The following is a 20,646-nucleotide window of genomic DNA, read 5'->3' on the forward strand; positions in this document are numbered from 1 at the left end:
CACAGGCATTACGCTCGCTCCCATGACCAAGAAGTTCGAATACGCGACCGTCCCCCTGCTGGTCCACGCCACCAAGCAGATCCTGGACACCTGGGGCGAGGACGGCTGGGAGCTCGTCCAGGTCGTGCCCGGGCCGAACAACCCCGAGCAGCTCGTGGCCTACCTCAAGCGGGAGAAGGCGTGAGCGGCGTCGTCGAGGCGAAGCTCGCCGAGCTCGGCCTGACCCTGCCGGAGGTCGTGCCGCCGCTGGCCACGTACCAGCCGGCCGTGCGGTCGGGCGTGTACGTGTACACCGCCGGCCAGCTGCCGATGGTCAAGGGCAGCCTGCCGGTCACCGGCAAGGTCGGCGCCGAGGTCTCGGCCGGGCAGGCCAAGGAGCTGGCCGCCACCTGCGCGCTGAACGCCCTGGCCGCCGTCAAGTCCGTGATCGGCGACCTGGACAAGATCGCGCGTGTCGTGAAGGTCGTCGGCTTCGTCGCCTCGGCCCCCGACTTCACGGCCCAGCCCGGCGTGCTCAACGGCGCGAGCGAGCTGCTCGGCGCCGTCCTCGGTGACAAGGGCGTGCACGCCCGCAGCGCCGTCGGTGTGGCGGTGCTCCCGCTGGACGCCCCGGTCGAGATCGAGATCCAGGTAGAGCTGGTCGCAGGCGCCTGACGCGTCCCGCGCACGACCCGGCCGCCGCGCCGGCCCGCACGACCCGGCCCCGTCGGCCCGCCGGACCCCGTCCGGCGGCCCGGCGGGGCCGTTCGCGTTCCGGTCGGGGCGCCCGCCGGCGGCGGCGGCCCTCGAACATCGGGCCGGATGGTCGTAGCATCCCGGCATGCCGAATGGTCAGCACCGTCCACAGCAGCCGACGCCCCCCGCGGGGGGCCAGTGGTATCCGCCGGAGTGGCCCGACCGCATCCGCGCGCTCGCGGACGGCTCCCTCACCCCGGTGGCGCCGCGCCGCGCCGCCACCGTGATGCTGCTGCGCGACACCCCCGCCGGTCCGGCCGTGCACATGCTCCGCAGGCGGGTCTCCATGGCCTTCGCCGCGGGCGCGTACGCCTATCCGGGCGGCGGCGTCGACCCCCGCGACGAGGAGCACCAGGTCGGTTGGGCGGGGCCCTCCCTGGACGACTGGGCCGCGCGGCTGGGGACCGACCCCAGGACCGCCCAGGCCATCGTCTGCGGCGCGGTGCGGGAGACCTTCGAGGAGGCGGGCGTACTGCTGGCGGGGGAGACCCCCGACACCGTCGTCGGCGACACCACCGGCGACGACTGGGAGGCCGACCGGCTGGCCCTCGTCGGGCGGGAGCTGTCCTTCGCGGAGTTCCTCGACCGCCGCGGCCTGCGCCTGCGCTCCGACCTGCTCGGGGCCTGGGCGCGCTGGATCACGCCGGAGTTCGAGCCGCGCCGCTACGACACCTGGTTCTTCGTCGCCGCCCTCCCCGACGGGCAGCGCACCCGCAACGCCTCCACCGAGGCCGACCGGACCGTCTGGATCCGCCCCGCCGACGCGGCCGCCGGCTACGACCGGGGCGAGCTGCTGATGATGCCGCCCACCATCTCCACCCTGCGCTCCCTGGAGCCGTACGCGAGCGCCTCGGCCGCCCTCGCGGGCGCCGCCGCGCAGGACTTGGCCCCCGTACTCGCCAGGGCCGCTCTGGAGGACGGCGAGCTGGTGCTCAGCTGGCCGGGCCACGACGAGTTCACCAAACGAGTCCGACCGGGAGGCCCCGCATGACCGACGCCGCAGCCCTCCCCGGCCATCCCCGCGGGGTGGTCGCCTCCGGGCGGGCGACCCGACGCGCCGTGAACGTCCTGGCCCCCAACGCCTCGGCGATGACCCTGGACGGCACCAACACCTGGCTCGTCAGCGAGCCGGACTCCGACCTGGCGGTGGTCATCGACCCCGGCCCGCTGGACGAGAGGCACCTGCGCGCGGTCGTCGACGCCGCCGAACGGGCCGGCAAGCGGGTCGCCCTTACCCTCCTCACCCACGGCCACCCCGACCACGCCGAGGGCGCCGCCCGCTTCGCCGAGCTCACCCGCACCAAGGTCCGGGCGCTGGACCCGGCCCTGCGCCTCGGCGACGAGGGCCTGGCCGCCGGGGACGTGGTGCGGACGGGCGGGCTGGAGCTGCGGGTCGTCCCCACCCCGGGCCACACCAGCGACTCCCTCTGCTTCCACCTGCCGGCGGACCGGGCGGTGCTGACCGGCGACACGATCCTCGGCCGGGGCACCACCGTCGTGGCCCACCCCGACGGCCGCCTCGGGGACTACCTGGACTCGCTGCGCCGGCTGCGCTCGCTCACGGTCGACGACGGGGTACGCGTCGTCCTGCCGGGGCACGGGCCGGTCCTGGAGGACGCGCAGGGCGCCGTGGAGTACTACCTCGCCCACCGGGCCCACCGCCTCGCCCAGGTCGAGACGGCGGTCGAGAACGGCTTCACCACCCCCGAGGCCGTCGTCGCCCAGGTCTACGCGGACGTGGACCCCTCGCTGTGGCCCGCCGCGCAGTGGTCCGTCCGGGCGCAGCTGGAGTACCTGCAGGACCACGGGCTGATCCCGGGGGGCCCTGAATGAGCGGGCCGCCCGCGCCGCGGGCCGTCTCCGCCGGACGGGGTGGTCGGGGCCCGCGCCGTCCCGTGCGGCGCGGACCGTCCCCGGGTGCCGCGGCCGCCGGGGCGCGTCAGGGCCTCGGGGTCCGACGGCCGTGCCGCGCGGTGTACTCCGCCGCCAGCCACGGCCCCAGGTCCTCGACGTACGCGCGCGGCACGGCCGGGTCCGCGACCGGTTCCAGCGCCACCGACGCCGCCTCCCGCATCTGCGCCGCGCGCCGCGGGTAGTACCGGCCGAAGACCTCCGCCGACTCGGCGAGGTCACTGGTCCAGCCGCCCCAGCGGGGCATCACCAGCGTGAAGCCGGTACGTACGAGCTTGCGCGCGAGGGTCCGGCTCAGCGCGCGGTACTCCGGCGGCGTGGAGGCCTCCCGGACCCGGGCCCGCCAGCCGGGCAGCAGCTCGGCGAGGTCGCCGTTGGTCTCGCGGGCGAGGACGGTGTCCGGGCGGTAGCGGGGCAGGTGCTCGGCCAGGTCCGCGCCGAGCAGCGGGGTGCACAGGCAGGCCACGAACCAGCCCAGGTCGTACCGTTCCGGCTCGCTCAGCAGCCGGTCCCTGCCGTGGAGCAGGATCCCGACCCCGTCGATCTGCGGGAAGTCCGCGTCGAGCCCGGCGCCCAGCACCTCTGCGATGTCCCGGTCCTCGGCGGCCGGCCCGCGGTGGAGGGCGAGCAGCAGGTCGAGGTCGGAGCGGCCGGGCCGGGCCGTGCCGCGCGGCAGGGACCCGTAGAGGTACGCGCTGTGCAGCCGGCCCCCGTACGCCTGGGCGATCCGCTCGCGGGCCGCGGCGACGACCGGGCGGAACAGCGGCGCCACCCGCCCGAGGGATCCCTCCCGCTCGAAGCAGCCGTCCGCGTCGAGGCCTCTGTGGTCCATGCCTCCACTGTGCATCGCCCGCCCCGGCCGAGGTCGGGCGCCTTGGGCCCGGGTACGCGGAAGGGCCCCGTCCGGGTTCGGACGGGGCCTCCACCGCGCTCGGGGCGCGGGCGGGTCAGCGGGAGCGCTTCGCCAGCCGCTCCACGTCCAGCAGGATCACCGCGCGGGCCTCCAGGCGGAGCCAGCCGCGGCCCGCGAAGTCGGCCAGGGCCTTGTTCACGGTCTCGCGGGAGGCGCCGACGAGCTGCGCGAGCTCCTCCTGCGTCAGGTCGTGCACGACGTGGATGCCCTCCTCCGACTGCACGCCGAAGCGGCGCGACAGGTCGAGGAGCGCCCGCGCCACACGGCCGGGAACGTCGGAGAAGACCAGGTCGGACATCTGGTCGTTGGTCTTGCGCAGGCGTCGGGCGACGGCGCGCAGCAGGGCGGTCGCGACCTCGGGCCGGGCGTTCAGCCAGGGCTGGAGGTCGCCGTGCCCGAGACCGAGCAGCTTGACCTCCGTCAGCGCGGTCGCGGTGGCGGTGCGCGGGCCCGGGTCGAAGAGCGACAGCTCGCCGATCAGCTCACCGGGGCCGAGGACGGCGAGCATGTTCTCGCGGCCGTCGGGGGAGGTGCGGTGCAGCTTCACCTTGCCCTCGGTCACCACGTACAGCCGGTCCCCGGGGTCGCCCTCGTGGAACAGGGCGTCACCGCGTGCGAGGGTCACCTCGCCCATGGAGGCGCGGAGCTCCGCGGCCTGCTCGTCATCGAGCGCCGCGAAGAGCGGGGCGCGCCGCAGAACGTCGTCCACGAGTCTCTCTCCTATGTCGACCTGCTCAGGGGACCGTGCTCCCCATTTTGCCGGACGGCTCAAACAGTGCGATCAATCACAAGGATGCCGGACGTACGGGTGTGCTGTGCGGCGGGAGGCCAATCGGGGTGGTGTTACCTGAGGTCCGGGCGGGTGTCGGCGGCCGGCCTTAGGCTGGCCGGGTGTCCAACAAGCCGGTGAGAGCACAGGCCAAGGGGTCCGCACGAGTGACGGCCCCCAGAAATTCAGCCGTGGGCGAACAAGCCCCGGGAGAGGCGTCCGCGGGGGCCCCAGCAGCCCCCGAGGGCAAAGCTTCGGCCAAGAAACCGAAGGCCGCCGCGCCCGAATCCCGCCTGGCCATGGTGCGCAGGGCCCGTCGGATCAATCGGGAACTGGCCGAGATCTATCCGTACGCCCATCCGGAGCTCGACTTCCGCGATCCCTTCGAGCTGCTCGTCGCCACCGTGCTCTCCGCGCAGACCACCGACCTGCGCGTGAACCAGACGACCCCCGCCCTGTTCGCCGCCTACCCGACCCCCGAGGACATGGCCGCGGCCGTCCCCGAGGAGCTGGAGGAGCTGATCCGGCCGACCGGGTTCTTCCGGATGAAGGCCAAGTCCCTGCTCGGCCTCTCGCAGACCCTGCGGGACGAGTTCGGGGGCGAGGTGCCCGGCCGGCTGGAAGACCTCGTGAGGCTGCCCGGAGTCGGCCGCAAGACGGCGAACGTGGTCCTCGGCAACGCCTTCGGCGTCCCCGGGATCACCGTCGACACCCACTTCGGACGGCTGGTGCGCCGCTGGAAGTGGACCGCGCACGAGGACCCCGAGAAGGTCGAGGCGGACATCTGCGCGATCTTCCCGAAGAGCGAGTGGACGATGCTCTCGCACCGCGTCGTCTTCCACGGCCGCCGGATCTGCCACTCCCGCAGGCCCGCCTGCGGTGCCTGCCCGATCGCCCCGCTCTGCCCGGCGTACGGGGAGGGCGAGACGGATCCGGAGAAGGCGCGGAAGCTGCTCAAGTACGAGAAGGGCGGACAGCCGGGCCAGCGGCTGAGCCCGCCCGCGGACTACCCGGGCCTGCCCGCCCCGCCGCTGGGCGGCGCGGCGGTGTCCTGACCCGGCGACCCGGCGGAACGAATCGGTACCCGGACCGCGTTCGACGGTGTGGGAGAACACGGACAGGGGTGCCTATGACGCGCGGTACACGGGACGAGACCGAGACGGCGGTGCGCGGCGCCGCGGGAGCCACGGGAGCCACGGCCGCCGCGCGTGAGGCCCCGTACGGCGCCCCACGCGGCACTACGGCCCTCAGCACCGCCGGGCTGCCCGGTTGGCTCTCCCCGGTCGTGGAGGCCGCGCAGACGGTCACCCCGGCCCAGCTGAGCCGCTTCCTGCCGCCCGAGGACGGCCGGGGGCGGCAGTCGGCCGTCCTCGTCCTGTTCGGCGAGGGCCCCAGGGGCCCCGAGCTGCTGCTGATGGAGCGCGCCGGAACCCTGCGCTCGCACCCCGGGCAGCCGTCCTTCCCCGGCGGCGCGCTCGACCCGCAGGACGGGGACCCGCAGACCACCGGTCCGCTGCGCGCCGCGCTGCGGGAGGCCGAGGAGGAGACCGGGCTCGACCCGCGCGGGGTGCAGCTCTTCGGGGTGCTGCCCCGGCTCTACATTCCGGTGAGCGAGTTCGTGGTGACCCCCGTGTTGGGCTGGTGGCGCGCCCCGAGCCCGGTGGGCGTCGTGGACCCGGCCGAGACGGCGCGGGTCTTCACGGTGCCGGTGGCCGATCTCGCCGACCCCGGCCACCGGGTCATGACCGTGCACCCGAGCGGCCACCTGGGGCCCGGTTTCACCGTCGAATCGGCTCTGGTCTGGGGTTTCACGGCCGGGGTGATCGACCGGATCCTGCACTTCGCGGGGTGGGAAAGGGAGTGGGACCGCTCACGGCAGGTCCCGCTCGACTGGCGCGCATGAGACGGTGGCCCACGTGAACGTGCTGGACATCCTGTTGCTGCTCGCCGCCGTGTGGTTCGCGATCGTCGGCTACCGCCAGGGGTTCGTCGTCGGCGTCCTGTCGGTGATCGGCTTCCTCGGCGGTGGCCTCGTCGCCGTGTCCCTGCTCCCGCTGGTCTGGGACCGGGTGACGGACAACGGCACCCAGGTCAGTACCACGGTGGTCGTGATCGCCGTCGTCATGATCATTATTTGTGCCTCCGTCGGCCAGGCCCTGACCACCCACCTGGGCGGCAAGCTGCGCCGCCAGATCACCTGGTCGCCCGCGCGCGCGCTCGACGCGACGGGCGGGGCGCTGGTGAACGTGGTGGCGATGCTGCTGGTGGCCTGGCTGATCGGGTCCGCGCTCGCCGGGACCTCCCTGCCCACGCTGGGCAAGGAGGTGCGCAACTCCAAGGTGCTCCTCGGGGTGTCGCGTGTGATGCCCGAGCAGGCGAACACCTGGTTCTCGGACTTCAGCGCCACCCTCGCGCGCAACGGCTTCCCGCAGGTGTTCAGCCCGTTCTCCACCGAGCCGATCACCGAGGTGACGGCCCCCGATCCGCAGCTCGCCCGCAGCCCCGTCGCGGAGATCGCCAAGCGCTCGATCGTGAAGGTCGTCGGCACCGCGCCCAGTTGCAGCAAGGTGCTGGAGGGCACCGGCTTCGTCTTCGCGCCCGGCAAGGTCATGACCAACGCGCACGTCGTCGGAGGGGTCGGCGAGCCGACCGTGCAGGTCGGAGGCGAGGGCAAGCTGTACGACGGCAAGGTCGTGCTCTACGACTGGGAGCGCGACATCGCCGTCCTGGACGTGCCCAAGCTGCCCGCCCCGGCACTGGAGTTCACGGACAAGGACGCGGCGAGCGGCGGCGACGCGATCGTCGCCGGCTTCCCGGAGAACGGCGCGTACGACGTGCGCGCGGCCCGCGTCCGCGGCCGCATCAACGCCAACGGCCCGGACATCTACCACCGGGGCACCGTCCGGCGCGACGTCTACTCGCTGTTCGCGACGGTCCGCCAGGGCAACTCGGGCGGACCGCTGCTCACGCCCGACGGGAAGGTGTACGGAGTCGTCTTCGCCAAGTCCCTCGACGACCCGAACACCGGGTACGCGCTGACGACGGACGAGATCCGCGATGACATCCGCATCGGCAGGACCGCCGACCGCCGGGTCGAGACCCAGGGCTGCGCCCTCTGAACCGACGCCCGACGCCCGCTTGCCCGACGCTCCCGCCCGCCGCGGCTCTCTATGTCCGGGGATGACGCAGGCGGGCCGAGACCCAGCGGGCCCGGCGGCGCAGGATGCGCGGAATTCCGAGGCGGAGGTCGTGGCCGGGCCGGCCGGACCTCTCGTAGGTGCCCGGCGTCACTGCCGAGCGACGTTCATGTGCGGTGTAACCGTAGTCGTGCGTCCAGCTCATACTCCGAGCTGTGCCCGGGCCCCAAGGTCGGTAACCCCGTCCGGGGCGGCCAATTGGCCTATGCGCCGGGCAATTGAATGTTCGTAGGACAAGCGTACGGGCCGATCGCGCACGGGAGATGACAGGCGGTCAGCGGTCCGGCTCGGGATCCTTCAGCCAGTTGACCAGCTCGGTCGAGAAGGCCGCCGGGTCCTCCTCGTGCGGGAAGTGCCCGAGGCCATCGAACAGCCGCCACCGGTACGGGGCTTCGACGTACTCACCGGAGCCGGCCGCGCTCCGGGTGCGCATCACCGGGTCCAGCGACCCGTGCAGGTGCAGTGTCGGCACCCGGACCGGCCGCTTCATCCGCCGGTTGAACTGCAGCCCGTCGGGGCGGGCCATCGAACGCATCATCCAGCGGTACGGCTCGATCGAGCAGTGCGCCGTGGACGGGATGCACATGGCCCGCCGGTAGACGGCGAGCGCCTCCTCGTCCGCGCCGTCCCGGACCCGGGGCCCCGACCACTGGGTGATCAGCTCGCCCACCAGCGCCCCGTCGTCCGCGACGAGCCTGCGCTCGGGGAGGAACGGCGGCTGGAAGCCCCAGATGTGCGAACTCGCCCTGGTCTGGCCGAGGTCCGACAGCATGGCCGAGCGCCAGCGGCGCGGATGCGGCATGGAGGAGACCACGAGCCGGCGCACCAGCTTCGGCCGCATCACGGCGGCGGTCCAGGCGAGGTACCCGCCCAGGTCGTGCCCGACGAGCGCGGCGTCCGGCTCGCCGAGGGACCGGATGACGCCGGTGACGTCGAGGGCCAGATTGGCGGGGTCGTAACCGCGCGGGGTGCGGTCGCTGCCGCCCACTCCGCGCAGGTCCATCGCGACCGCCCGGTACCCGGCGTCGGCGAGCGCGGTCATCTGGTGCCGCCAGGTCCACCAGAACTGCGGGAATCCGTGCAGGAGCAGCACCAGCGGCCCGTCACCGACCTCGGCGACGTGGAAGCGGGCCCCGTTGGCGGCGACGTCCCGGTGCGTGACGGGCTTCCCGCCGGGGATGTCGAGCCGTACCGCCGTGGCGGCGGTGGGGGGCGTGCCGGGATCCGGCGTGGGCGCTGTCATGAGGACGAGCGTGCCACACCCACAGCCTGGTCACTGACCGGCCGCGCGTGCGGCTTGACGGTTCCGACGAGGGCCGCGGTCTGCTTGACCGACTCGATGGTCTTGACCGGCGGCTTGACCTTCTTGAACTTCGCGACCGCCAGCAGCCCGATCAGGCCCGCCAGCAGCCAGAACGCGACGCCGACGATGAGGAAGGACCATGCGAGGCCGAGCCCGAGGTTATGGATCCCGTACGCCGCGGCGAAACTCAGTACGGGGAGGGAGAAGAGCAGGAGCACGCCCGCCACGATCGCCGCGCCGCTGCCGATGCCGGCGCGCTTGACGTCCTGCTTGATCTCCACCTTGGCCAGGGCGATCTCGTCGTGCACCAGGGCGGACATCTCGGCGGTGGCCGAGGCGACCAGTTGGCCGAGTGTGCGCTCGGCTCCTTGCACCCCTTGGTCCACTGCGCTCATCGCTCTCTCCTCTGTCGTCTGCTGCCGGCGGTTGTGCTGCGTCGTCAGTCAGATCATGCCGGACGGTCGGCCCCGGCGTTGGACCCGGCCGCCGGTTCGCCCGCGTCGGCGGCCGCGGCCTCCGCCTTGCGGCGGTGCTCCGCGGCCCGGTCCTCGTAGATCCGGGCCATCCGGAGGTGGTACTCGGGGTTGCCCTCCTCGTAGATGTCCGGGATGCCGTCGCGGTCCTCGTCGCGCTCCTCGGCCTCGGTGAGGGAGCGGTACGTGCGGTTGCGGAGCTTGAGCAGGACGCAGGCGATCACCGCCGCGATCAGGGAGCCGATCAGCACGGCGGCCTTGACCTCGTCGGTGAGGACGGCGTCGCCGGCGAAGGCGAGTTCGCCGATCAGGAGGGAGACGGTGAAGCCGATGCCCGCGAGCGAGGCCACGGCCAGGACGTCCGGCCAGGCGAGGTCCTCGTTGAGTTCGGCCCTGGTGAACCGCGCGGCCAGCCAGGTGCCGCCGAAGATGCCCACCGTCTTGCCGACGACCAGGCCGAGCACCACGCCGAGGGTCTCGGGTCGGGTGAAGACCTGCGCGATGGACTCGTCGGAGAGGGACACGCCGGCGGAGAGCAGGGCGAAGAGGGGCACGGCCAGCCCGGCCGAGACCGGCCGCACCAGGTGCTCGATGCGTTCGCCGGGGGAGCGCTCCTCGCCGTCCTCGCGGTGGCAGCGGAGCATCAGGCCCATGGCGACGCCCGCGATCGTCGCGTGCACGCCGCTGTTGTACATCAGGCCCCAGATGACCAGGGCGAGCGGGAGGTAGACGTACCAGCCGCGGACGCGGCGGCGCAGCAGGAACCAGAAGAGGGCCAGGCCGGCGACGGCGCCGCCGAGCGCGGGGAAGTTCAGCTGGTCGGTGAAGAACACCGCGATGATCAGGATGGCGAAGAGGTCGTCGACCACCGCGAGGGTGAGCAGGAAGGCGCGCAGGGCCGACGGCAGCGAGGTGCCGATGACCGCGAGGACGGCCAGCGCGAAGGCGATGTCGGTGGCGGTGGGGACCGCCCAGCCGTCCATCGAGCCGCCGCCGACGGTGTTGACCAGTACGTAGACCAGCGCGGGCACGGCCATGCCGCAGAGGGCCGCGATCACCGGGAGGGCCGCCGCCCTCATGTCGCGCAGGTCGCCCGCGACGAGCTCGCGCTTGAGCTCGACGCCGGCGACGAAGAAGAAGATGGCGAGCAGGCCGTCCGCCGCCCAGTGCTGGAGCGAGAGGTCGAGGCCGAGTGCGGCGGGCCCGATGTGGAAGGACCGGACGCTGTCGTAGCTGTCGGCGAGGGCGGGGACGTTCGCCCAGACCAGGGCGGCGACCGCGGCCAGGAGGAGCAGCACGCCACCGACCGTCTCGGCGCGCAGCGCGTCGGCGACGATCCGTCGCTCGGGGAGCGACAGCCTGCTGAGCAGCTTGCGGCTGGGTGTGGGCGTGGCCACGGGGGGTACCTCCGGTGGGACGACGGCATGACACATGCTGTTGCCGACCAGACTTCCCGGCGCACCCTGGGCCGCTGCGACTGCTTCCGCGACCGTTTCCGTGACTGCTCTGCTGTTGTTTCTGCTGTTGTTGCGGCGTCGAACACCGACGCCGTTCGTACTTTACAGGGTGGCCAGTGGTATCAGGCGATCTTCACCTTAAACGGGCGGAGGGTGTCCGGCGCGCTGTGCGCCGGACACCCTCCGAACTCCGCGGGGCCCCTGCGCCGCTGCGGCCCCCGGGGCCGTGCGGCCCGTGCGGCCCTTCCGGCCGCGGTGCCGTCAGTCGTCGCTGCCGGCCGCGGGGAGCTTGCTCTGGATCAGGTCCATCACCGAGGAGTCCGCCAGGGTGGTGACGTCACCGACCGCGCGGTCCTCCGCCACATCGCGCAGCAGACGCCGCATGATCTTGCCCGAGCGGGTCTTCGGCAGCTCTTGGACCGGGACGATCCGCTTCGGCTTGGCGATGGGCCCGAGGGTCGCGCCCACGTGGTTGCGGAGCTCCCCGACCAGGGTGTCGGTCTCGGAGGCGCTGCCGCGCAGGATGACGAAGGCCACGATGGCCTGGCCGGTGGTGTCGTCCTTCGCGCCGACGACCGCCGCCTCGGCGACGGAGGGGTGCGAGACGAGCGCGGACTCGACCTCGGTGGTCGAGATGTTGTGCCCGGACACCAGCATCACGTCGTCCACCCGGCCCAGCAGCCAGATGTCCCCGTCGTCGTCCTTCTTGGCGCCGTCGCCCGCGAAGTACCTGCCCTCGAACCGCGACCAGTAGGTGTCGATGAACCGCTGGTCGTCACCCCAGATGGTGCGCAGCATGGCCGGCCACGGCTCGGTGAGGACCAGGTAGCCGCCACCGCCGTTCGGGACCTCGTGCGCCTCGTCGTCCACGACGGTGGCGCCGATCCCGGGCAGGGCGCGCTGCGCCGAACCGGGCTTGGTGTGGGTGACGCCCGGCAGGGGCGAGATCATCATCGCGCCGGTCTCGGTCTGCCACCACGTGTCCACGATCGGGCAGCGGTCGCCGCCGATGTGCTTGCGGTACCAGATCCAGGCCTCGGGGTTGATCGGCTCGCCCACCGAGCCCAGCACGCGCAGGCTCGACAGGTCGAACTTCGCGGGGATGTCGTCGCCCCACTTCATGAACGTCCGGATGGCTGTCGGCGCCGTGTAGAGGATCGTGACGCCGTACTTCTGCACGACCTCCCAGAACCGGCCCTGGTGCGGGGTGTCCGGCGTGCCCTCGTACATCACCTGCGTGGCGCCGTTCGCGAGCGGCCCGTAGACGATGTACGAGTGCCCGGTCACCCAGCCGACGTCGGCGGTGCACCAGTAGACGTCGGTCTCCGGCTTCAGGTCGAACACCGCGTGGTGGGTGTACGCGGTCTGCGTGAGGTAGCCGCCCGAGGTGTGCAGGATGCCCTTCGGCTTTCCCGTGGTCCCCGAGGTGTAGAGGATGAAGAGCGGGTGCTCGGCGTCGAAGGCCTGCGGGGTGTGCTCGGCGGACTGGCGGCCGACCACGTCGTCCCACCACAGGTCGCGGCCCTCGGTGAAGGCGGTGTCCTGGCCCGTGCGGCGCACGACGAGGACGTGCTCGACCTGCGGGCACTTGGCGACGGCCTCGTCGATGGCGGGCTTGAGGGCGGAGGGCTTGCCGCGGCGGTAGCCGCCGTCGGCGGTGATGACCAGTTTGGCGTCGGCGTCCTGGATGCGGGAGGCGACGGCGTCGGCGGAGAAGCCGCCGAAGACCACGGAGTGCGCGGCGCCGACGCGGGCGCACGCGAGCATCGCGACGACCGCCTCGGGGATCATCGGCAGGTACACGGCGACACGGTCGCCGGCCCGGACACCCAGCTCGGTCAGGGCGTTGGCGGCCTTGGAGACCTCGTCCTTGAGCTCGGCGTAGGTGATCGAGCGGCTGTCGCCGGGCTCGCCCTCGAAGTGGATGGCGACGCGGTCGCCGTTGCCGGCCTCGACATGGCGGTCCACGCAGTTGTACGCGACGTTGAGTGTGCCGTCCGCGAACCACTTCGCGAAGGGCGGGTTCGTCCAGTCGAGCGTCTCGGTCGGCTCCGTGGCCCAGGTCAGCCTCCGGGCCTGCTCGGCCCAGAAGCCCAGCCGGTCCGCGTCGGCCTGTGCGTACGCAGCCTCAGTCACATTGGCGGCGGTGGCCAGATCGGCGGGCGGTGCGAACCGCCGCTCCTCCTTGAGCAGATTGGCCAGGCTTTCGTTGCTCACGACATCTCCCTTTCCCAGGGTGTCCGTTGTGTCCCCGGGGCATAGCTCATCAGTCAGCGGCCCAGGTGACAAGGGGTAGCCGGAAATTGGTTTAGACCTATAGCACGTCACGGAACCGCGCGGGTGACCGGGCCGCGGCGGTGCCCGACGGCGTGGCAATGGCCCCCTCCCGCCCCGGAGGGTGGGAAGGGGCCAACCGATTGCACGGATACGGGAGGGTATCGGTTCAGGCGTTCTGACCGACCGTGTCGAAGACCCGGCAGTCGAAGAAGTCCTCGCCCTCGGAGAGCAGGTAGGCCTGTGCCTCACCCACATGGAAGTACATGCCGTGGAGCTCCAGGGTCCCCTCGGCGAGGCGCCGGGCCACCGACTCGTGCGCCCGCAGGTGCTCCAGCTGCTGCACCACGTTGGTCAGGCACAGCTGCTCCACCGCGTCCGCCGGGAGCCGGCCGGAGATCCGGGCCCAGGCGTGGTGGCGGCTGCCCATCCGCTCCAGGCTGGGCAGGCCGTGCCGCAGCCAGCGGCGCAGCGGGGTCATCGGCGCGCCGGGCGAGGAGCTGAGCAGCGCCTGCATGGCGCCGCAGCCCGAGTGCCCGCACACCGTGATGCTGTCCACCTGGAGTACGTCCACGGCGTACTCGATGGCCGCCGCGACCGAGTCGTCGGTGGACTCGGCTCCCGGCAGCGGGACCAGATTGCCGACATTGCGGACGGTGAACAGGTCGCCCGGGCCGCTGGCGGTGATCATGCTGGTCACCAGGCGGGAGTCCGCGCAGGTGAGGAAGAGCTGCGAGGGGCGCTGGCCCTCCCGGGCGAGCCGGGCGAGCTCGTCCCGCACATGGGGGGCGGTGTCGCGCTGGAAGGCGCTGATGCCGTTGGCCAGTTGGCCCGCGCCGCGCCGCCGGGGCGCCGGGGTCGGCTTACCGGGGGCCGCTGCCTCCCGTGCCGCCGCCCGCGCCGCGGCCGCGGCGGCGGTGCCGGTCGTGGGCCGGGACGGTGTGACGGCCGGGGTCGTGCCGCCGGCGTGGCCGGAGCCGGTGCCGTGGCCGGTGCCGGGGCCGGTGGGCGCGCCGTGGCCGGCCCCCGCGCCCGGGGCGGCCGTACCGGCGCCGACCGTGGCGGCGTTGATCGCGCGGTGGTCGCAGTGGTTCTGCCACGGAGTCCACGGGCGGCAGCACTGGTGGCCGCCGCGCGGTGCCGCGCGCCGGGAGGCGTCGGACTCGGACTCGGCCTCGGCCTCGACCTCGCCGGACCGGGCGGATCCGGAGCGGCCGGTCACCTCAACCGAGCCCCCGTGCGCCCGGTGGGACTCCTGCCAGTCGTGCAGGGTCTCGTAGGCCGCGTGGTCCATGAACGAGCCGTCCAGCTCGACCACCGCATGGCCGCCGTGCGGGATCTGGTTCAGCACCCGGCTCAACCGGGGTACGGCGAGGAAGGTCAACTGCCCGCGTGCCAGCACGCGGTGGACGCCGTCCTCGGTCCGCTCCAGTGTGATCCGGGTCCGGGCCAGCCGGTGCAGGGCCAGCGCGACGGCCACCGCGATGCCGATGGCGACGCCCTCCAGGACCCCGCCGAGGACCACGGCCACGATGGTCGTGCCGTAGACCAGGGCCTCCCGGTGCCGGGTGACACTGCGCAGGTGCGTGATGCTGACCATCTGCACGCCGACCGCCATCACCAGGGCGGCCAGGGCGGCCAGCGGGATCAGGTCGAGGACCGGCACGAGCAGACCGGCCGCGAGCAGCACCCACAGCCCGTGCATCATGGACGACCGGCGGCTGGTCGCGCCGGACTTGACGTTGGCCACGCTGCGGACGGCCACACCGGTGATGGGCAGCCCGCCCAGGGCGCCGGAGACGATGTTCGCCGCGCCCTGGCCCCGGAGCTCCCGGTTCAGGTCGGCGCGCGGCGGGCGGTTGGCCGTACCGCGCTCGGACGCGATCAGCTTGTCGGTCGCCACCGCGGACAGCAGTGACTCCACGCTGCCGACCAGGGTGATCGTCAGGACCGCGGCGATGAGGCCGAGGACAGGGCCTTCCGGCAGCTCGGGCAGCGCGTGGCTGCGCCAGGACGGCAGGTCGACCCGGGGCAGGGAGAGCCCGGCCAGAGCGGCGAAGGCGGTGGCCGTGGCCACGGCGGCGAGGGCGGCCGGCACCTTGCGCAGGGCGCGGCCCGCCCGTCCGGGCAGCCGGGGCCAGCTCAGCAGTACGAGCAGGGTCAGCGCGCTGATGCCGAGAGCGACCGGATGCAGGTCGGCGAGCTGGCCGGGGAGTCCGAGGACATTGGCGACGACGGAGCTCTGCGGGGTGCCGCCGAGCACGATGTGCAGTTGGGCCACGGCGATGGTCACGCCGATGCCCGCGAGCATGCCGTGCACGATGGCCGGGCTGACCATGAGCGCCGAGCGGGCGGTGCGCAGCGCGGCGAGGCCGAGCTGGCAGAAGCCGGCGAGGACGGTGATGGCGCAGGTGGTGCGCCATCCGTAGTGCTGGATCAACTCGGCGGTGACCACGGTCAGTCCGGCGGCGGGACCGCTTACCTGGAGCGGTGCGCCGCCGAGCCGTGCGGCCACGATCCCGCCGACCGCCGCGGCCACGAGGCCCGCCTGGAGCGGGGCGCCGGTGGCCAGGGCGATGCCGAGGGAGAGCGGCAGCGCGATCAGGAAGACCGCGATGGAGGCGGAGAGGTCCGCCGAGAGGTCGGCCGTCGGGGGCTTGGGGGAAGTGGCAGTCATAAGGTCCCGTCTCCTCTGGGGGAGGGGTGAAGCGGCGGGAGTCTCAACACTCAGTAAATGGATGGTAATGGAGAGTAAAGATGAGTGGTGGACAATCAGTGCAAATGGCGTACGAATTACCACGCACGAGTGATTAAGCATTTTGTCCGGCTTGTCATACCTTTCCTTCGGCGAACCGCATGGGACGTTGCGGCGCGGAAGTCCTGCGACGGAACTGCGAGGGAGAGGTGGGGCGGATGATCGCCGCCACGAGGAAGATCGCCGGTGGCGTGGTCGCCACGGCGCTGGTTCTGGGCGCGGCCGGGTGCAGCGCCTCGGAGTCCCCGGCTCCCGGAGGCCCGGGAGCCACGAAGGGCGCCCCCGCCCCCGAGGCCCCGGGCAGCGTCAACCGGCCCATCGGCGACGGGTCGACCGTCTACACCGGCCCGCAGCCGAACGTGCGCAAGCCGGAGCGGCTCAAGCCGGGCGAGAAGCCCCCGCAGTTCGTGGTGTTCTCGTGGGACGGCGCGGGAGAGGACAGCCAGAAGCTCTTCTCGCACTTCCGCCAGGTCGGCAAGAAGTACAACGCCCGGATGACGTACTTCCTCAGCGGCGTGTACATGCTTCCCGAGGAGAAACGTTCCCTCTATGCGGCCCCGCAGCACGCGGCGGGCCGCTCGGACATCGGCTTCGGCGACCCCCAGGGCATCAAGGACACCGCCACCCAGGTGCGCGGCGCCTGGCTGGAGGGCAACGAGATCGGCACCCACTTCAACGGCCACTTCTGCGGCCCCGACGGAGGCGTCGGCACCTGGTCCGTGGACGAGTGGAAGAGCGAGATCGGCCAGGCCAGGTCCTTCGTCAAGAACTGGAAGACGAACTCGCCGGCCCTCAAGGGCCTGCCCGGACTCCCATTCGACTACGACAAGGAGCTCATCGGCGCCCGCACCCCCTGCCTGGAGGGGCAGAAGAACTTCATGCTGGCGGCGAAGGACCTGGGCTTCCGCTACGACTCCAGCGGCATCAGCAAGCAGATCTGGCCCAAGAAGACGGACGGCCTCTGGGACATCCCGCTCCAGCTGGTGCCCATGCCGGGGCGCGCCTTCGACACGCTGAGCATGGACTACAACTACATGGTCAACCAGTCCGGGACCACCTCCCAGGGCGACCCCTCGCAGCACGCGTACTGGGGCGACCAGATGCGCGACGGCCTGCGCCAGGCCTTCGACCGGGTCTACCGGGGCAACCGCGCGCCGCTGATCATCGGCAACCACTTCGAGTCCTGGAACGGCGGCACCTACATGCGCGCCGTCGAGGAGTCCATCAAGTACATGTGCACGCAGAAGGAGGTCCGCTGCGTGCCGTTCCGGGAGCTGGTGGACTGGCTGGACGCGCAGGACCCGAAGGCCCTGGAGTGGATGCGCACCCTCGACGTCGGCGAGGAGCCGAAGGAGGGCTGGCAGCGGTTCCTGACCGCGGGGCCGCCGGCCGCACCGGCGACCCCCGCGGCGGTCACGCCGGCTGAGGAGCCGGCTGGGGAGTCGGACGAGGAGCCGGACGAGGGCTGACGGCGCCGGCCGCCGCGCCCTCGCGCAGGACGAAGCCGGGGTCGACCTGCTCCGCCAGGTCGACCCCGGTCTTGGCATTGCCCCAGCTCTGCGCGTTCTTGAGGTGGAAGCGGACCATCTGCTCGGTGTACCGGTCCCAGTCGCGGTGCGCGTACGAGTCGTCGGCGGCGTCCTGGAGGGCCTGGAGCGCGAGCCGGTTGCTGGCCTCAAGCAGCTCGAAGGCGGCCGGCCGGCCCTTCTCCATCGCGCGCACCCAGTCGGAGTGCCCGACGGTGACCAGCAGGTCCTCACCCGCCTCGTCCTGCAGGAACTCGATGTCCTCCGGGCCCTGCACCTTGTTGCCCACGACCTTGAGCGCGATCCCGAAGTCCCGCGCGTACTCCTTGTACTGGCGGTACACGGAGACGCCCTTGCGGGTCGGCTCGGCGACCAGGAAGGTCATGTCGAAGCGGGTGAACATGCCCGAGGCGAAGGAGTCGGAGCCGGCCGTCATGTCGACCACGACGTACTCGTCCGGGCCGTCGACCAGGTGGTTCAGGCAGAGTTCGACCGCGCCGACCTTCGAGTGGTAGCAGGCCACGCCCAGGTCGGACTCCGTGAACGGGCCGGTGGCCATGAGCCGTACGGGCTCGCCGTCGAGCAGTACGGTCCGCGCGCAGGCCTCGTACACCGGGTTGTCCTCGGTGACCCGCAGCAGACGCGAGCCGGCCCCGGGAGGCGTCGTTTTGATCATCTGCTCGGCGGAGGGGATGCGCGGGTTGGAACCCCGCAGGTACTCCTTGATCAGGGGCAGGTGCGCGCCGAGGGCGGGGAGCCCGGAGGCCTCGTCCTCGCCGAGTCCGAGCGCGGCGCCCAGGTGCTGGTTGATATCGGCGTCCACCGCGACGACGGGGGCCTCATTGGCTGCGAGGTGGCGGATGAAGAGGGAGGACAGCGTGGTCTTGCCGCTGCCGCCCTTTCCCACGAAAGCGATCTTCATGTTCACCTAGCGTAGTGGATCGAGTGCGTGCAGTTGTCAAGGTGAGTGAAGAAGACCACTCCAAGGAGGGGTCGGTGGCAGGGGTGGGCAGTGCGTAGGCTCCCTACTTATGAGTAGCGCTTCTGACCCGCTGGTCGCACTGGCAGGGCTTCCGGGTGTCGCCGAGTCCGTGGATTCCGTACGCAAGGCGGTGGACCGGGTCTACGGGCACCGGGTGATGCGCCGCCGCAGCGGGGAGATCACCTCGGAGGCCGCGCTGCGCGGCGCCCGGGGCAGCGCCGCGCTGTCCGGGGCGGACTGGGCTTTGGAGGAGGTGCGCCGCCGGACCGACTTCGGCTCCGAGCCGGAGGCGCTGACGGTGGGCGCCGCGCTGCGGCTCACCGCGGAGGCCGGCCAACTGCTGAGCATCTGGCGCCAGTCGCCGCTGCGGGTGCTGGCGCGGCTGCACCTGGTGGCCTCGGGGTCAACCGCGGAGGGCGACGTGGTGGGCCGCCCCCGCCTCGCGGGCGAGACGGTGGACGAACCGCTGGTCGAGCTCGCGCTGCCGAGTGCCGAGGAGGTCGCGGGTCGGCTCGACGGCCTGTCGCGCCTGATCATCGCGGGCGGCTCCGCCCCGGCGCTGGTCACGGCGGCGGTGGTGCACGGGGAGCTGCTGGCGCTGCGCCCCTTCGCCTCGTACAACGGGCTGGTCGCGCGGGCGGCCGAACGGATCGTCCTGATCAACAGCGGCCTCGACCCGAAGGCGATCTGCCCGGCGGAGGTCGGCCACGCGGAGCAGGGGCGCGCCGCCTACCTGGCCGCTTTCGAGGGCTACGTCTCCGGCACGGCGGAGGGGATGGGTGCCTGGATCGCGCACTGCGGCCGGGCGATCGAGCTCGGGGTCCGCGAATCGACAGCGGTCTGCGAGGCCCTGCAGCGCGGCGCGGCCTGAGGCTCGACGGGCCCGGACAAGGGTTGCGGCGACACCGTCGTGCTGTGGTGTCGCCGCTGGCACTCGCGTCCAGTTACCAAGCGTCCTCGAAATATGCCCATCAGGTCGGGAACTTTGCCCGTACCTGGTGCGGCTGGCCCGTAATCGACGGGTCGACGTCGCGTGGGTGCTCGGCGCTCGTGCTTCGGTCCGTGGGCCTTACTGCGTTTTAAAGATGATCCTCTCGGATGTTCTTTGGTCTCGCGGGCCGTTGACTCCTTTGTACTCCGCTTCGGTGACAAGCGAAACCCCTGGCTGCAGTTCTTTACTTTCCGGGGCGAGTGCGGGCAAATCGGACGGCTTTTATCGGCGCAGGCGCGACATGCGTACGGAGCCCCCGCCGGTGGACGGCGGGGGCTCCGTAGGGGTTCGGGTGCCGGGTGCGTCGGCCGGGCGTCAGCCGGTGGCGGCCACCGGGGTGCGTGGGCCGGGCGTCAGCCGGTGGCGGCGGCTGCCGGGGTGCGCCGGCCGGGTGTCAGCCGGTGGTGGCGGCCGCCAGTGCGGTGGCCCGGCGCCGGTTCGCGTACCAGACCAGTCCGGCGGTGGCCGCGGCCGCGCCGACGGCCGCCGCGGCGACCAGGGCGGGGCGCGCGGGCATCGACAGCCCGGGCAGCCGCTGCTTCAGTCGCACCGGCCGGTTGAACACCAGCACCGGCCACTCGCGCGCCACGGCCTCGCGGCGCAGCGCCCGGTCCGGATTGACCGCGTGCGGGTGCCCGACCGCCTCCAGCATCGGCACGTCGGTGGCCGAGTCGCTGTACGCGTAGCAGCGCGCGAGGTCGTACCCCTCGGACGCGGCGAGTTCGCGCACGGCCTCGGCCTTCGTCGGTCCGTAGGCGTAGTACTCGATCTCGCCCGTGAAGCAGCCGTCCTCGCCCACGACCATGCGGGTGGCGACGACCCGGTCCGCCCCGAGCATCTCCCCGATCGGCTCGACGACCTCGGCACCGGAGGTGGACACGATCACCACGTCGCGGCCGGCCGTGTGGTGGGCCTCGATGAGGGACGCGGCCTCGTCGTAGATGATCGGGTCGATGAGGTCGTGCAGGGCTTCCGCGACGATCTCGCGCACCTGCTGCACGTTCCACCCCTTGCAGAGGGCGGACAGGTACTCCCGCATCCGCTCCATCTGGTCGTGGTCGGCGCCGCCGGCCAGGAAGATGAACTGCGTGTACGCGGTGCGCAGCACGGCCCGCCGGTTGATCAGGCCGCCTTGGTAGAAGGACTTGCTGAACGTCAGGGTGCTCGACTTCGCAATGACCGTCTTGTCGAGGTCGAAGAAGGCTGCGGTGCGAGGCGAGGAGTGCGGCATGGGCTGATTTTCCACGCCCCGAGCATATGCGCCCACCATTCGGCGTAAGGTGTGGCGCGTGGGTTTGCCTGAGAGGGCTCTCGGGTACACCATGGAAGTCACGGATCGTTCGCGACCGTGCTAACCCGG

18 protein-coding genes are annotated in these 20,646 nt (G+C 72.3%); 9 read left to right on the top strand and 9 right to left on the bottom strand.

The genetic code is table 11. The annotated features are described in order from the left end of the window. Nucleotides 1-22 precede the first annotated feature (22 nt). From ACFWUQ_RS05240 to ACFWUQ_RS05255, 4 genes are all read left to right on the top strand, one after another. Nucleotides 23-184 carry a DUF4177 domain-containing protein gene (locus tag ACFWUQ_RS05240; protein ID WP_007264966.1) on the top strand — a complete coding sequence of 54 codons (162 nt, stop codon included), beginning with the start codon at nt 23-25 and terminating at the stop codon, nt 182-184. Continuing rightward, nucleotides 181-654, top strand: a complete 474-nt coding sequence (locus ACFWUQ_RS05245; protein ID WP_384533008.1) for a RidA family protein — start codon at nt 181-183, stop codon at nt 652-654. Before ACFWUQ_RS05240 ends, ACFWUQ_RS05245 begins: the two co-directional genes overlap by 4 nt. A 166-nt stretch (nt 655-820) precedes the next feature. After that, nucleotides 821-1,726 carry an NUDIX hydrolase gene (locus ACFWUQ_RS05250; protein ID WP_384533010.1) on the top strand — a complete coding sequence of 302 codons (906 nt, stop codon included), beginning with the start codon at nt 821-823 and terminating at the stop codon, nt 1,724-1,726. Next, nucleotides 1,723-2,568 (top strand): MBL fold metallo-hydrolase, encoded by an 846-nt coding sequence (locus ACFWUQ_RS05255; RefSeq protein ID WP_384533012.1) that lies wholly within the window; start codon nt 1,723-1,725, stop codon nt 2,566-2,568. The genes ACFWUQ_RS05250 and ACFWUQ_RS05255 overlap by 4 nt, the downstream gene beginning before the upstream one ends. Before the next feature lie 106 nt (nt 2,569-2,674). Here ACFWUQ_RS05255 and ACFWUQ_RS05260 read toward each other — a convergent pair whose 3' ends face one another. Continuing rightward, on the bottom strand, nt 2,675-3,478 hold the full coding sequence (locus ACFWUQ_RS05260; protein ID WP_384533014.1) for a nucleotidyltransferase domain-containing protein: 804 nt from the start codon (nt 3,476-3,478) through the stop codon (nt 2,675-2,677). Between the two features lie 115 nt (nt 3,479-3,593). Then, nucleotides 3,594-4,268 (bottom strand): Crp/Fnr family transcriptional regulator, encoded by a 675-nt coding sequence (locus ACFWUQ_RS05265; RefSeq protein ID WP_003981529.1) that lies wholly within the window; start codon nt 4,266-4,268, stop codon nt 3,594-3,596. A gap of 251 nt (nt 4,269-4,519) precedes the next feature. On the opposite strand from ACFWUQ_RS05265, the gene nth reads away from it, so the two are divergent. From nth to ACFWUQ_RS05280, 3 genes are all read left to right on the top strand, one after another. Continuing rightward, on the top strand, nt 4,520-5,383 hold the full coding sequence (gene nth / locus ACFWUQ_RS05270) for an endonuclease III (protein ID WP_384533016.1): 864 nt from the start codon (nt 4,520-4,522) through the stop codon (nt 5,381-5,383). Between the two features lie 74 nt (nt 5,384-5,457). Beyond that, the gene (locus tag ACFWUQ_RS05275; protein WP_384533018.1) at nt 5,458-6,231 is read left to right on the top strand and encodes an NUDIX hydrolase; all 774 of its coding nucleotides are present in this window, start codon (nt 5,458-5,460) and stop codon (nt 6,229-6,231) included. Nucleotides 6,232-6,244: 13 nt separating this feature from the next. Continuing rightward, entirely contained in the window at nt 6,245-7,447 is a 1,203-nt protein-coding gene (locus ACFWUQ_RS05280; RefSeq protein ID WP_384533021.1) for a MarP family serine protease, read from the top strand. Between the two features lie 352 nt (nt 7,448-7,799). Here ACFWUQ_RS05280 and ACFWUQ_RS05285 read toward each other — a convergent pair whose 3' ends face one another. From ACFWUQ_RS05285 to ACFWUQ_RS05305, 5 genes are all read right to left on the bottom strand, one after another. Continuing rightward, nucleotides 7,800-8,768, bottom strand: a complete 969-nt coding sequence (locus ACFWUQ_RS05285) for an alpha/beta fold hydrolase (RefSeq protein ID WP_384533024.1) — start codon at nt 8,766-8,768, stop codon at nt 7,800-7,802. Continuing rightward, nucleotides 8,765-9,223, bottom strand: a complete 459-nt coding sequence (locus ACFWUQ_RS05290; RefSeq protein WP_384533026.1) for a phage holin family protein — start codon at nt 9,221-9,223, stop codon at nt 8,765-8,767. The genes ACFWUQ_RS05285 and ACFWUQ_RS05290 overlap by 4 nt, the downstream gene beginning before the upstream one ends. 53 nt (nt 9,224-9,276) lie before the next feature. Further along, nucleotides 9,277-10,734 (bottom strand): Na+/H+ antiporter NhaA, encoded by a 1,458-nt coding sequence (gene nhaA, locus ACFWUQ_RS05295; protein ID WP_384533028.1) that lies wholly within the window; start codon nt 10,732-10,734, stop codon nt 9,277-9,279. 285 nt (nt 10,735-11,019) lie between these two features. Continuing rightward, nucleotides 11,020-12,975, bottom strand: coding sequence for an acetate--CoA ligase (gene acs, locus ACFWUQ_RS05300; protein ID WP_384533029.1), 1,956 nt, complete (start codon nt 12,973-12,975; stop codon nt 11,020-11,022). A gap of 226 nt (nt 12,976-13,201) precedes the next feature. After that, complete coding sequence (locus ACFWUQ_RS05305; protein ID WP_384533032.1) at nt 13,202-15,709, bottom strand: SulP family inorganic anion transporter; 2,508 nt, start codon at nt 15,707-15,709, stop codon at nt 13,202-13,204. A gap of 236 nt (nt 15,710-15,945) precedes the next feature. On the opposite strand from ACFWUQ_RS05305, the gene ACFWUQ_RS05310 reads away from it, so the two are divergent. Then, a complete protein-coding gene (locus tag ACFWUQ_RS05310; protein ID WP_384533035.1) occupies nt 15,946-17,256 on the top strand; it encodes a hypothetical protein in 1,311 nt (436 codons plus the stop codon). On the opposite strand, the gene ACFWUQ_RS05315 is transcribed toward ACFWUQ_RS05310, so the two are convergent. Continuing rightward, nucleotides 17,201-18,235 carry an ATP-binding protein gene (locus ACFWUQ_RS05315; protein ID WP_384533038.1) on the bottom strand — a complete coding sequence of 345 codons (1,035 nt, stop codon included), beginning with the start codon at nt 18,233-18,235 and terminating at the stop codon, nt 17,201-17,203. The genes ACFWUQ_RS05310 and ACFWUQ_RS05315 overlap by 56 nt on opposite strands. A 109-nt stretch (nt 18,236-18,344) precedes the next feature. Here ACFWUQ_RS05315 and ACFWUQ_RS05320 point away from each other — a divergent pair, with 109 nt between their 5' ends. Continuing rightward, nucleotides 18,345-19,166 (top strand): oxidoreductase, encoded by an 822-nt coding sequence (locus tag ACFWUQ_RS05320; RefSeq protein ID WP_384533041.1) that lies wholly within the window; start codon nt 18,345-18,347, stop codon nt 19,164-19,166. A 514-nt stretch (nt 19,167-19,680) separates the two neighbouring features. On the opposite strand, the gene ACFWUQ_RS05325 is transcribed toward ACFWUQ_RS05320, so the two are convergent. Further along, on the bottom strand, nt 19,681-20,517 hold the full coding sequence (locus ACFWUQ_RS05325; protein ID WP_384533080.1) for an HAD family hydrolase: 837 nt from the start codon (nt 20,515-20,517) through the stop codon (nt 19,681-19,683). Between the last annotated feature and the right edge of the window lie 129 nt (nt 20,518-20,646).

Origin of the sequence: Streptomyces sp. NPDC058662, assembly GCF_042716255.1 — a bacterium.
GTDB lineage: Bacteria > Actinomycetota > Actinomycetes > Streptomycetales > Streptomycetaceae > Streptomyces.